Here is a 12,388-nt window from a genome sequence, read left to right on the forward strand (position 1 = left end):
AGACGTCTGATCTGAGGGTAGACCAACCTGGAAAAATAGCAGGCTATCGATTCGGTCGGCCTTGTCTATCGTGATCGGCACATCGGCTGAACGCCCCAGACGACGCGCCTTACGACAGATGACTGCCTGTGCACTCGGCGGTTCGATGAATTTTCTTTCATTTAGCCTGAGCGTCGAGCCTGAGCAATGGCTCCTGAAAGCGCAGCAAACGTCCGGCGTTGCCCAACACCAACAAGGTACTCAGGTTATGCAGCAGCGCCGCGATCATCGCCCCGGCGGCACCCAGCCAACCGAACGCCGCGAAGACTACGATGGCCAGCGTCCAGCCGAGGCCGATAATCACGTTGACCTGCAAAGTACGCCGGCACTGACGACTCAAGCGCACGCAAGTACCGAGGCGACGCAGATCGCTGCCGATCAACACGATGTCGGCTGACGCCAGAGCAATGTCGGCCCCGCCAGCGCCCATCGCCACACCGACCACGCCGGCCTTGAGCGCGAGTGAATCGTTGATGCCGTCGCCTACCACCATCGGGCGGAAGCCGTGACCGATTTCCTCGAGCACGCGATTGAGTTTGTCCTCCGGGAGCGCTTGCGCCTGCACTTCGTTCAGCCCGACTTCCTGCGCCAGGGTTCGCGCGACGCTCTGGCGATCCCCCGTCAGCAGGAGTTGGCGTCCCAGCCCCAGTTCACGCAATTCGCTCAAGGCAAAGCGCGCTTCGGGTTTGATGCTGTCTGCTAGCAGCAGCCAGCCGAGGAATTCACCGTTCAAAGCCAGGCCGGCAATCGGGCCATCGTGCTCAGGAACGAGGGTGGTTGTGATGCCCAGTTGCGCGAACAACTCTGGACGACCGAGCGCAGCTTCGCCCTGCTCTGTCGTCGCCACTACGCCCAGGCCTTGGCGCTCATGGATGTTGCTCAGAGGCCAATACGCTTCCTGATCAACCAGCCCAGCGAGTGCCCGGCTCACCGGATGACTGCTTGCCGCGCCAAGACTGGCGGCCAGCACCTGCACTTCTTTGGTGTCCACACTGAGGCTGTCGATCGACTGCAAACGCAACGTGCCGTACGTCAGCGTGCCGGTCTTGTCGACCACCAGCGAGGTCAGATCGGCGAGTTCTTCGAGGAACGCCGAGCTGCGAATCAGAATCCCGTGACGCGCGGCGACGGCGACACCGGCAATCGCCGTGGCCGGCGCCGACAGCACCAACGCACACGGACACGCCGCCACCAACACCGCGAGCATCGCCTGTGCATCATGGGTGACGAACCAGGTCACCGCCGCCAGCAACAAGACCAGCACCATGTAGCTGCCGGCATAGCGTTCGAGCAAACGCGTGATCGGCGGTTTCGAGCGCTCGGCGTTTTGCATCAGAGCGATGACTTTGCCCAGGGTGGATTCGTCGCCGGTACGGGTGACTTCGACGCGCAGCAATCCATCGAGGTTGATCGCGCCGCCGAACACCAGCATGCCGACGCCAGCTTCCACCGGTACCGACTCACCGGTAATCGACGCCGTATCGAGACTCGCCTGGCCGGACAATACCCGACCGTCCGCCGGCACCCGATCACCGGCCCGCACCTCGACAACATCGCCAGCGCTGAGCGTGCCGTTGTCCACTTCGATGATCGAACCGTCTGCTTGCAGCTTGCGCGCATGGCTGCGGGTCAACTGGCCAAGCGCATTAATCGCTTCCTGGGAGCCGATCACGCTGCGCTCCTCAAGCACATGGCCGAAGATCATGATGATCGGCAACAACGCCGCAGTGAGCAGATCACCGGTTGCCCAGGCACCGAGCATGGCCAGCGCGATCAACTGATCGGTGATGCCGTGCAGGCTCGGGTAACGCAGGCTGTACCAGGCCGAACGCATCACCGGAACCGCTACCAGCAACGAGGCGAAACCGAGCAGCAGTTGGCTGACACCGGTTTGCTCCGGGAGTGTCCGGCGCCAGACCAGCCCCAGACCCAGCAGCCCGAGCGCAAGCATCGCCAGGGTCAACTGGCGCGCGGCGCGACGTTGTTCGGCCGAGGACAACAGGCCTGGGGCAGCGGTGGTCGCCGTCATTGACTGGCTCCTTGAATGATCAACCGGGAATCGTCTTTCGGGTTGACGGTGGTGACCGACCCGGCCTGACCGAGAATTTTCGGCAGGCGTTCGCGATACAGACGCAGGAGCATTTGCGGGTCGCTGGACGTGGCCAGACTCGAGACGGTTGCGGTATCGGTCGAGGCTTTTGCAAGACGCTCGCCCGCCTGCGCGTGAGCCACTTGGAGCGTGCGGTCTGCCTGTTCGTTGGCGGACTGGGTAAGTTTCTCGGCATCGGTGCGCGCGTTAGCCACTGCTTTGTCAGCCTGCTGACTGGCGGTCAGAACCGCATTGAAAGCACTGATCGCTGGCTCCGGCAGACTCGATTGCACATCGACCCGCGACACCTCGATACCGATGCCCTGCCCGCTCGCCTTCAGTTCAGCGAGACGCGCGTTGATGCCTTGCACCAGATCACCGCGCAATCGCTCACGACGCTCGGCCGCCTGATTGTCGGCGCCGATCAGTTCCGGTCGAGCGACCAGAATGGTGTCGAGGTCTCGCGCGGCGGTCAGGGCCACGGCGCTGCGCGTCACCAGCCGATCGAGTGCTGGCAGCACATGTTCGCCCTGCAACACGAACGCATAGGGATCGGAGACTTGGTAAAACACTCGCACGTCCAGTTGCACTGCGCCGGCATCGCCGGTCAATAAATAACCAGACCCGGCGAGTGCATCGCTCAATGGCGTGGCGAAGGACGCTACCCGGTCAGCCTTCAACGCCTCGTCACTGCGCAACAGATTTTCCACTCGACGCTCGATCACCCGGTCAGCCGCCGGCAACAGAACCACCTGCTCAAAGGGTTGCGGCCACGCCCATAACAGCCCGGCATTCTGAACGCGATCAAGCGCGCCGAAGTGCAGCACCACGGCGCGGTTCTGCGGATCAATCTGCCGAACATTCGAGAACGCCCATGCCAGTGCCGCCAACACGGTGATCGCATACAGGGCGATGAAGGTCAGACGTCCGGCCTGGATCCACGGACTGTTCAACGCATGTGTTCCACGTGGAACTTCTTCGCTCATGGCTGCGATCCGACTTTTTTGTCGAGAGTCGGTGGGCCGTCGACCAACACACGGAACGGCGCAGCATCGGTGCGCAGAATCAATTTGGTATCCGGCGTAACGATGGTGCCGAGGGTATCGAGGGAGCGCAGCAGGTTATAGAGCTGCGGCGAGCTGGCGTAGGCGCGCCCATAAATCTGCGCAGCCTCGACTCGCGATTGCGCTTCAATGTCAGCGGCTTTCACCGTTGCATCAGCCTGGACGATTCGCGCATCGCGCTCGGCGGCGGAGCGAATTTGCGCCGCTTCGCGTTTGCCGATCGCTGTACGTTCCGTAGCAATGGTTTCACGCTCGGCGCGCATGCGGTCGACCGTGGCGCTGAGCGTGACCGAGGGCAAAGTCAGCCGCTCGATACCGACCTGCACCACGCGCACGCCATAAGTAGCGAGCAACTGTTGGTCGATCTGCTGACGCAACTGCGCTTCAAAATCGCCGATGCGCACTTGTTTGGCATCAGTGTTGACCAGATTGGCCAGATCGAAACTGCTGGCCGTGGTCTCCAGTGCCGAGCCGACAAAGGTGCGAATCTGCCGCGCCGCTTCGTCCGGCTGATTCTGCACGGCACGCATGAAACGCTGCACGTGTTCGGGATCACCCTGCACCTGCCACGCCACGTAGGCCTGAACGATGATGCGCAAACCATCCTTGGTGCCGACGTCCTGCAAACCACTTGAGGTGGTACGTAGACGCAAGTCCACCGGGATCGCCACTTCGAACGGTGCAGGCCAGCGCCAGCTCAAACCGGGTTCAAGCAATACCCGCGAAGGATTACCGAAACGGGTGATGACCGTGGCTTCACCGGAGCGCACTTGCACCAGACTCGCGGCGGCAATGGCAAACGCCACCAGCAACGCAGCCCAGCTCATACGCCGCCACGGAAATGGTCCGACTTCTGGCACCTCGCCGTGATGGTGGTGATGACCATGATGATGGTGATGCCCGCCGTGGCCGTGATCGTGGCCGCTGTGGTCGTGAACGTCATGAACAGGCGACTGGCTCAATGGGTGGCTCCAGGTTGAGCGGTGGTACGGGCGGGCGACGGATCAGTCGGCAGCGTGAAAGTGCGGAGATCGATGGTTGGCGCATTTGCGCTGCCGCCAAATCGATGGTCGAGCACCAGCAACCTGGCTTTACTCAAGCCCTGACTGAGCTGGCTGAGATATTGCTCCAGCACAAAAGCCTGGCCAGCACTGGCGAAGGCTTTCTGTTCGGCGCTGAATTTCAGGTCGGCGGTTTGCGCAGCGGCGTTGATCTCCCGCGCGTTTGCCGTTGCCTGATCCCACGCCGTACTCGCCTGCAACTGCGCCTCGTTAGTGGCCTGCGCAGCCGCCCCGCGTTCGCGAGCGATCAACGCCCGCGCGCCGATCTGCGCCGCTTGCACACTGTGATAGGCATTCGCCGCGCCGGCCGGTGGATGAATCGCTTCGACGACTGTGGCAAGGATCTCCACGCCACTGTTCAATCTGTTCAGATCCCTTTGCACTGCGCGACCGATTTCCTCGGCCAGCCCTGCCCTGTCGTTGCCGAGCAGACCGTCGAGGGTGCGCGAGGCAAAATCGTGAACCAGGATGCGGCTGGCGGTGCTGCGAATCAACGTCGGTACATCGGCGCTGTTATAGGTCGCGGCGAGCGCCGCCTCGTCGTTCAAACCGATGCGATAAACGAAGCGCACGTCCATGTTGACGATTTGCAGGCCCTGTTGCGCGCCGCGGCTGCTGGCGATGACCTGGGATTTGTCATTGACGTGGCTGGCGTCCCACAAACGGTTGGCGGTCAGCGGCGCCGGGCCTTCAGCGGAGTCGGACTGCACAGCGATTGGCTTGTCGCCAACACTGGTTGCCAGCTCATGGACCACGCCGTTTTCAACGGAGATCACACGCCCCAATGGCCAAGGCAACCCGCTATGCAAACCCGGGCCGAAAACCTGTACCGGTTTACCGAAGCGCTCATAGATGCCGCGACCTTGCAGGGGAATTTCATGTACCCCTGTCAGCAGCCAACCGCTAAGGGCGACCACTGCCAACACCGGCAACAACGCCCGGCGCATGTAACTGAAGGCCCAGATCTGGCGCAAATCGATGCCGAAACGGTTGTGCATTTCATGCTGTAACGCCAGCCACGGCTGCGGCGGCCAACGCAGCATATCGGCGATAAAACTGCGCGCCAGCAGGGTCGGTTCGAGTTGTTCGCGGCGCGGGCTGAAAACAGACAGCACCGCGCGCAATAACAGTTCGATGGCAACCAACATCGGCAGGATTGCGCTGAATACCGCAACACGCGCCGGCCAGACTGCGTCTTCGCTGGCAAACAACAGACACAGCGCACCGATCAACAGGGTGATGATCAGCACCCGGGTCAGTTGTGCCAGCGCAGCCGCTTCCGGCCATTGCTCCGGCGGCTCCTGCGTCAGTTGCCGCTCCAGCACCAGCAGGGCAAACGCCAGCAACAACGCCAATGCCGCACCGATGCTCGCCGACAGCCCCAAGGCCGCCGCAGGCAACGTGAGATTCCACCCCTGCTCAATACCAAGCAGAACCAGCAACGCCCAGCCGCCGAGCCACAACGTCGGCGCACCGATTTGTCCAAGCAGATGGCGGCTCTGCTGACTCAAGCGCTCCAGCAGCCTTTCGTACCAGCCCTCGGCTGCAGCGCCCTCCTCCACAACGGTCGATTGCGAAGCGGGCGGATGCATCACCCGCGCGCGCCATTGCGCCACCCACCACGCCGATTGCAGACCGGAGACGAGCACCAGCAACGCCGCGCTCTGATTGACCAATAGCGGTAACCACAGGGACTGCGGCGCAAACAGGCCGACGAAAAACGCCAGCGCCCAGCCCGACGCGGCCACTGCGCCGAGTCCATACGCCAACCGACGCAATTTGCGTGACTGCGCAGCTGCCTGCTGAAAGCGCGGCAGCCCGGTGACTGGCGTGGCGTCCAACTCAAGATCGACTTGCATAACACCCCGAAAATGTAGGCCCTGCGTTCATAGCGTTACGATATAACGGAAACTGTGAAATATTCGTACACAATTGTGCTTATTCAAAGATGCCGCAGCTGTCGCTTGCCTGAAGCCTTGACCGAAATGTTCGACGAAGCTCATATTACGCACATAATTTTTATCGCGACTAATCTTGGCTATCCCCATCGAGCAATCTGGAGCAAGCGCATGAGCAACTATGACGTGGTGATTCTGGGCGGCGGCCCTGGCGGTTATAACGCAGCGATCCGCGCCGGCCAGCTCGGGCTCAAGGCCGCTTGCGTTGAAGGACGTGCAACCCTCGGCGGCACCTGCCTGAACGTCGGTTGCATGCCGTCCAAAGCCTTGCTGCACGCGTCGGAGCTGTACGCCGCTGCGGTGGGCACGGAGTTCGCCAATCTCGGCATCGAGGTCAAACCGACGCTGAACCTTGCGCAGATGATGAAACAGAAAGACGAAAGCGTCGCCGGCCTGACCAAGGGCATCGAGTTTCTGTTTCGCAAGAACAAAGTCGACTGGATCAAGGGTTGGGGCCATATCGACGGCCCGGGCAAAGTGACGGTGACCGACGCCCAAGGCAACAAGAGCGAGCTCAGCGCCAAGGACATCATCATTGCCACCGGCTCCGAACCCACTCCCCTGCCCGGCGTCGAGATCGACAACCAGCGCATCCTCGACTCCACCGGCGCACTGTCGTTGAGTGAAGTACCCAAACATCTGGTGGTCATTGGTGCCGGGGTGATCGGCCTGGAGCTGGGTTCGGTATGGCGCCGACTCGGCGCGCAGGTCACCGTGGTCGAATACCTTGATCGCATCTGCCCCGGCGTCGATGGCGAGGCCGGCAAGACCTTGCAGCGCGCGCTGAGCAAGCAAGGCATCGCCTTCAAACTGAGCTCGAAGGTCACCAGCGCCACTAGCTCAGCTACAGGCGTGCAGCTGAGCGTCGAGCCTGCCGCTGGTGGTACGGCTGAGCTGATCGAAGCCAACTATGTGCTGGTGGCCATCGGGCGCCGTCCGTACACCCAAGGCCTGGGGCTGGAGAACGTCGGCCTGAGTACCGACAAACGTGGCATGCTCGCCAACAAGCAACATCGCACCGAAGCCGCCGGGGTCTGGGTGATCGGCGACGTCACGTCAGGGCCGATGCTTGCGCACAAGGCTGAAGACGAAGCCATGGCCTGCGTCGAGCAGATCCACGGCAAGGCCGGCGAGGTCAATTACGCGCTGATCCCTAACGTCATCTACACCCAACCGGAACTGGCCAGCGTCGGCCAGACCGAAGAACAGCTCAAGGCCGAGGGCCGTGCCTACAAGGTCGGCAAGTTTCCCTTCACTGCCAACAGCCGGGCGAAGATCAATCACGAAACAGAAGGCTTTGCCAAAGTCCTCGCCGACGAGCGCACGGACGAAGTGCTCGGCGTGCATCTGGTCGGGCCGAGCGTGAGCGAGATGATCGGCGAGTTCTGTGTGGCGATGGAGTTCAGCGCCTCGGCCGAGGACATTGCCCTGACCTGCCATCCGCACCCGACGCGTTCGGAAGCGTTGCGGCAGGCAGCGATGAATGTCGAGGGGATGGCGACGCAGATGTAGGTTCCAAACCTTGCCGCCGTCTTCGCGAGCAGGCTCGCTCCCACTTTGGAATGCGTTCCCCCTGTGGGAGCGAGCCTGCTCGCGAATGGCGCCACCCGGTCTACAGCGGCAAATGCCCCAGCGGCAGTGCGCCCGGCGCCTTCACCGTGTGAATGGCAAAGTTGCTGCGAATATCGCTCACACCCGGAAGCTTGAGCAGATGGCCGCTGACAAAGCGGTCATAAGCGCGCAAGTCAGGCACCACTACCTGCAACAAAAAATCCGATTCGCCGGACACCAGAAACGCTGAGACCACCTCAGGCAACGCAGTAACAGCGGCATAAAAAGCCTCGGCGCGTTCTTCGTTGTGCCGCTCGACCTTGACCCCGACAAACACCGTCAGCCCCAGCCCGACTTCATCGCGATCCAGATTGGCCTGGTAGCCTCGAATCACCCCCGCCTCTTCCAGCATGCGCACCCGGCGCAGGCACGGTGAAGCCGACAGTCCGATTTCTTCCGCCAGCTCGACATTGCTCAGGCGCCCGTTGCGCTGCAGCGCAGCGAGAATCTTGCGGTCATAAGCATCGAGTTTCATCTTTGGCAGATCCCGATAGTCTGACGGTTGAAAACCAGCAGGTTATGCCAAAGCTGTGAACAATTGAAGCCGACTACGCAAGCACCTGCCCTGCCGTCTCGCTCTAGACTGGCGCGAGAAAATCGACATCGAAAACGGGGTGTGATGTGGCAAGTCTTTGGCTGTTTATTCTGACGCTGGCTGTGGTTCTGCTACTGCCGGGACCGGACATGATCCTGCTGTTGCAAACCGGTGCGCGGCAAGGTCGAGCGGCGGCGCTGGCCACCGCGCTGGGCCTGGCCATCGCCCGCGCCAGCCACGTGGCACTGGCGGCATTGGGGCTGGCGGCGCTGTTCAAAACGGCGCCGTGGACGTTTGACGTGGTGCGTATCGCTGGCGCGGCCTATTTGTTGTGGATCGGTATCCAGTGTTTGCGCAGCTCGCTGGTACCGAGTCTGCAAAACCAAGAGCAGGCACCTGCTCCCGGCCAGTGGCGCGATGCGATCCGTCGAGGCTTGCTGACCAACCTGCTTAATCCCAAGGCTTTGCTGTTCTGCTCAGTGCTGCTGCCGCAATTCATCGTCAGTCACGGCGCGCCGGTGCTGAGCCAGTTTGCCGTGCTTGGCATGGTGCTGGTCGCCGTCGGCCTGCTGTTCGACAGCGTGGTTGCCCTGACAGGCGCGGCTCTGGGCCGTTGGCTGCAACACAGTCCAACCGCCCAGCGCGTTCAGCAATGGTTGTTCGGCAGCCTGTTGATTGGCTTCGCCGTACGCCTGAGCTTCCTTCAGCAGACTTAAGCCTTGCGTACCTTGCGCTGACGACGGGTGATCAGCAATAACGCGATGGCCGCGACTACGACGATCGCGCCGATCTGTACCGGCCACTTGTACGGTCGCAGCGTCCCCCGCACGGCATCGGTCACTTGGGTAACGTAACGCTTGTCGGCATTTTCGAAGTCCGGGTACGGGCATTGATTGCCGAAGTCTTGCGCCCACGGCACATAAGGGCCTTCCTTGACGTAGCGCTGATACAGCGCACTCTGGTCCTCAAGGCTGCTCTTCCAGCCGGCCGCGTTGCACAACACGGCGGCAAACGCCTGACTGGTGTGCGGCAGGTTATCGGCGGCGCGTCTGGCCAGTGCCGTGGCGACAAAACGATAGTGATAACGCTGATCCGGTTGCGCGGCGCTGGCCTGCTGGCGCTGCACTTCCGCCGTGGAAATCAGCGGGCCGACATCCAGCTTCGTGCTCTCCAGCGTGTAATTGCCACCGAAGGTGGCGTAATCAGGGGCCATCTCATAACCGAGGATGTCCATGCCCCACTCCCGGGCTGTCCACGCTGCGTTGTACAACGCACTGGCGCGTTTGCTCGGCCACCACGCCGACTCGGCCTTGAGCCGTTGCTCGCCATAGAGCCGGGCCTTGTGCTGCAGATCGTCACTGGCGAAATAACCGACCGCGTCCTCGTATCGCCCTTCTCGCAGCAAGCGCCGACCGAGCAGATTGCGCAGATTGGCGGCCACCGACAACGGCACATAGTTATCGCGCTCCTGCTGCGTCAATGGCGGCGGCGCCGGCACGTTCTCATCGACGTACCGCTTGAGCTCATCGACCGTCAGCACCCGCTCGGCAACGGTGGCGGCATCGAACCAGTAAAGGCTGTTGCTGCGATACAGCTGCACGAACGCTTGCAGGTATTCGCCGCGATGCAGCGCCAGGATCGCGCTTTCGCCCTCCACCCGGCATTTTGGCTGTACCGTTTCAAACGCCCAGTCCGGCGTGCGGCGATAACCCCAGTCTTCATTCTGCGGAAAGGCCTGGGCGGCTTTGGCATAAGCGGCGGCAGCGGCAGTCGTGTCGCCCTCACGCACTGCGAGTTTTGCCCGCAGCCACCAGGCCAGCCCGCCGTCCCCGGCATTTACCAGAAAGGCCTTGGCAGACGCGTAGTCAGCCTGTTGATAACTCATCGCCGCCAGTCGATCGGCATTGTCGAGGCTGCCACGGGTGCTGCTCTGCAACAGCGTCACCAGTTTCTTCTCGTTTGGCGGCTGCTCACCAAATGACCAGCCTTGACGACTGACCAGCGACGCCGTGACCAGTTGCTGCACTGCTGGCTGCTGGAGCAGTTTGGCCAGCTGAGATTCCGGTAATTCGGCCAGCTCGTTCATCAGTTGCTTGAGCGAGGTGTAACCGACGGCCGAACCGTGCAGGTTCTGTGCTTCGTACAGTTCGATGGCGCCGCTCCAGTCGCCCGCACTGCGCAGCACCCGCGCCTCTTCACCGAGGCTGGCAACGCCCAGTTCCAACGGATCGCTGAAGCCGTCGATGCTCAGTTGCCGGGCCTGGCGGAAGGCATCGCGCGCTTCTTCCAGCGCTTCGATGCGATCGTGCGCCTCGTTGCTCATGGCGAAGGCGATGCGCCCGAGGGAATACGCCGCCCACGTGCTGCGCAAAGGACGCTGGTCCGCCGGCAGCGCCAGCACCTTGTTGAAATACTCACTGGCCAATTGATGATCACCGGTGGCAAAGGCCACGGCGCCGGCGACATACAAACGGATTTCCGCCGGCAGACCGGCGCCCTGTTCCTCGGCCTGATGGGCATCGCTGAGCCCGCGCAGGCGCTTGACCACAGCGTATTGCTCGGCGCTCAGGCCAACCTGCTCAGCCTGTTCGCGCGCCAGCTCTGACGCGTTGTCTTCGGCATAATCGTTGGGGTTGTGGGTCGCCGCTGTGACATTTTTCAGCCCGGCAATGGTTTTACCCAGGCGACTGACTTCGAAGCTGAAACTGCCTTCGGGCAGATCGGCGAGGGTCTGCGCGCGATTGTCGAGCAGGCGCATCGGGAAGTCCGGGCCGCAGGCCAGCGCCGAACCCAGCGGCAGGCTGAGGCTCAGGCAGAGCAGATGGCGGGGCCAGTTACGGGTCAACATGCGAACCTCCTTGATCAATATGTGCACAACGCGCCCAACCGACAGCGCGCTGCCCGCCCGCCGGCAAGCGACCGTCACGCAGGCGGGTGAAGGTAAGCAGATTGGCACTTTGTTGCAACGAGTAACCGGCGAGCGCATCGGCACCTGCACAATCCTGCGCCTTCAAGGTAATTTTCGCGGGCCACGGGCTGTCGAGATTGCCGCGGTTTTCGAGCTGGATGTCATAGAGTCCATCCTGCTCTTTGAATGACAGATCCAACCGACTGTTCAGCCCATCGCCCCGCGCCACGGCGCGCAAAGTGGTGAGGCTCCAGGCGCGACGATCGTTGGTCAGCGGCAAGCGAAACCAGATCAACCCGGCCAGATGCTCAGGCGGATCCTCGCGCAAGGTTTTGGCCAATTGGCTGAGTTGCTGCGGATCGGCGAGCAATTCCCGGCGCTGGCCGCCGCGCTCCAGTTGCACTTCGCTTTCCACTACCGGCGCGCCACCGTCATCGCTCAACAGCGCAACGCCGTAGGCCGGCAGCGCCAGATAGAACGGTTTGTCGCTGACATGTGCCCAGGCCTTGGCCCACTTCAACGCCTGCCTGGCGTCGAAAAGACCCAGTCGCGGATCGCTCACGGCGTGGACTTGCAACACGCTGCTGTCGACGCTTTGCAACAGCGCTGGCAACTGCACGCTGTCGAGCCAGGCCGGCAGCGCGGTGATGCTCAAAGGCAACGAAGGCGGCAACGCCGCACGCAAATGTTTGAGGAATTCAGCGTACGCCGGCAGCCGCGCGTTGCCGGCATCGTGGTCGATTTCGACACCGTCCACCGTAAGGCCTTGCGCCTGCCAATCGGCGATGACTTGCAGGATCTGTGCGGTGACCTGCCGCTGGTCCAGCGACTGCAACTGGCCATCGAGGCGAATCACTGCGATCAGAGCGCGACCATCGGCTTTCAACAATGCCGGATCAACCCGCGCCCTGCTCCACCGTTCGCCGGGAAAGGCCTGCAATGCCAGTACGCGCAGGGTCGAGAAGTCAGTGCGACTGTCGCGCAATGCCGGTTCGTGCGCAGGTATCCACTGGCGTTGCCAGACGTAGAGTTGCTGGTCGAGGGCCGGCGCGACGTGTTGCTCGCAACCCGCAAGCAAGACGCCAAGGAACAGACACACAATCAACCGCATACCTTGAAAATC

9 protein-coding genes are annotated in these 12,388 nt (G+C 62.1%); 2 read left to right on the forward strand and 7 right to left on the reverse strand.

Going from position 1 to position 12,388, the window contains the following annotated elements; translation table 11 throughout:
• Positions 1-157: 157 nt before the first annotated feature.
• From BXA01_RS15895 to hflK (BXA01_RS15910), 4 genes are read right to left on the reverse strand one after another with little or no spacing between them, the layout of a single operon-like run.
• A complete protein-coding gene (locus tag BXA01_RS15895) occupies positions 158-2,068 on the reverse strand; it encodes a cation-translocating P-type ATPase (protein ID WP_076564682.1) in 1,911 nt (636 codons plus the stop codon).
• Positions 2,065-3,114, reverse strand: coding sequence for a protease modulator HflK (gene hflK, locus BXA01_RS15900; protein ID WP_076564684.1), 1,050 nt, complete (start codon positions 3,112-3,114; stop codon positions 2,065-2,067). Before hflK (BXA01_RS15900) ends, BXA01_RS15895 begins: the two co-directional genes overlap by 4 nt.
• Entirely contained in the window at positions 3,111-4,154 is a 1,044-nt protein-coding gene (hflC, locus tag BXA01_RS15905; protein WP_076564686.1) for a protease modulator HflC, read from the reverse strand. The genes hflK (BXA01_RS15900) and hflC overlap by 4 nt, the downstream gene beginning before the upstream one ends.
• Positions 4,151-6,112, reverse strand: a complete 1,962-nt coding sequence (gene hflK / locus BXA01_RS15910) for a protease modulator HflK (RefSeq protein ID WP_076564688.1) — start codon at positions 6,110-6,112, stop codon at positions 4,151-4,153. The genes hflC and hflK (BXA01_RS15910) overlap by 4 nt, the downstream gene beginning before the upstream one ends.
• Before the next feature lie 210 nt (positions 6,113-6,322).
• Here hflK (BXA01_RS15910) and lpdA point away from each other — a divergent pair, with 210 nt between their 5' ends.
• The gene (gene lpdA / locus BXA01_RS15915; RefSeq protein WP_076564690.1) at positions 6,323-7,723 is read left to right on the forward strand and encodes a dihydrolipoyl dehydrogenase; all 1,401 of its coding nucleotides are present in this window, start codon (positions 6,323-6,325) and stop codon (positions 7,721-7,723) included.
• A gap of 100 nt (positions 7,724-7,823) precedes the next feature.
• Here the strand turns inward: lpdA and BXA01_RS15920 are convergent, their stop codons facing one another.
• Positions 7,824-8,297 carry an Lrp/AsnC family transcriptional regulator gene (locus BXA01_RS15920; protein ID WP_041476556.1) on the reverse strand — a complete coding sequence of 158 codons (474 nt, stop codon included), beginning with the start codon at positions 8,295-8,297 and terminating at the stop codon, positions 7,824-7,826.
• Positions 8,298-8,443: 146 nt separating this feature from the next.
• On the opposite strand from BXA01_RS15920, the gene BXA01_RS15925 reads away from it, so the two are divergent.
• Positions 8,444-9,073, forward strand: coding sequence for a LysE family translocator (locus BXA01_RS15925; protein WP_076564692.1), 630 nt, complete (start codon positions 8,444-8,446; stop codon positions 9,071-9,073).
• Here BXA01_RS15925 and BXA01_RS15930 read toward each other — a convergent pair.
• Entirely contained in the window at positions 9,070-11,205 is a 2,136-nt protein-coding gene (locus BXA01_RS15930) for a hypothetical protein (RefSeq protein ID WP_076564694.1), read from the reverse strand. The genes BXA01_RS15925 and BXA01_RS15930 overlap by 4 nt on opposite strands.
• Positions 11,192-12,376 carry a DUF3142 domain-containing protein gene (locus tag BXA01_RS15935; protein WP_076564696.1) on the reverse strand — a complete coding sequence of 395 codons (1,185 nt, stop codon included), beginning with the start codon at positions 12,374-12,376 and terminating at the stop codon, positions 11,192-11,194. Before BXA01_RS15935 ends, BXA01_RS15930 begins: the two co-directional genes overlap by 14 nt.
• Positions 12,377-12,388: the final 12 nt, after the last annotated feature.

The sequence above is a fragment of the Pseudomonas sp. B10 genome (assembly GCF_900156235.1).
GTDB lineage: Bacteria > Pseudomonadota > Gammaproteobacteria > Pseudomonadales > Pseudomonadaceae > Aquipseudomonas > Aquipseudomonas siliginis.

What these genes read in the sequence shown, in the direction of transcription:
- hflK (WP_076564688.1), bottom strand. Translation starts at nt 6,112, where the DNA reads ATGCAAGTCGATCTTGAGTTGGACGCCACGCCAGTCACCGGGCTGCCG.
- lpdA (WP_076564690.1), top strand. Translation starts at nt 6,323, where the DNA reads ATGAGCAACTATGACGTGGTGATTCTGGGCGGCGGCCCTGGCGGTTAT.
- BXA01_RS15935 (WP_076564696.1), bottom strand. Translation starts at nt 12,376, where the DNA reads ATGCGGTTGATTGTGTGTCTGTTCCTTGGCGTCTTGCTTGCGGGTTGC.
- BXA01_RS15920 (WP_041476556.1), bottom strand. Translation starts at nt 8,297, where the DNA reads ATGAAACTCGATGCTTATGACCGCAAGATTCTCGCTGCGCTGCAGCGC.
- hflK (WP_076564684.1), bottom strand. Translation starts at nt 3,114, where the DNA reads ATGAGCGAAGAAGTTCCACGTGGAACACATGCGTTGAACAGTCCGTGG.
- BXA01_RS15895 (WP_076564682.1), bottom strand. Translation starts at nt 2,068, where the DNA reads ATGACGGCGACCACCGCTGCCCCAGGCCTGTTGTCCTCGGCCGAACAA.
- BXA01_RS15930 (WP_076564694.1), bottom strand. Translation starts at nt 11,205, where the DNA reads ATGTTGACCCGTAACTGGCCCCGCCATCTGCTCTGCCTGAGCCTCAGC.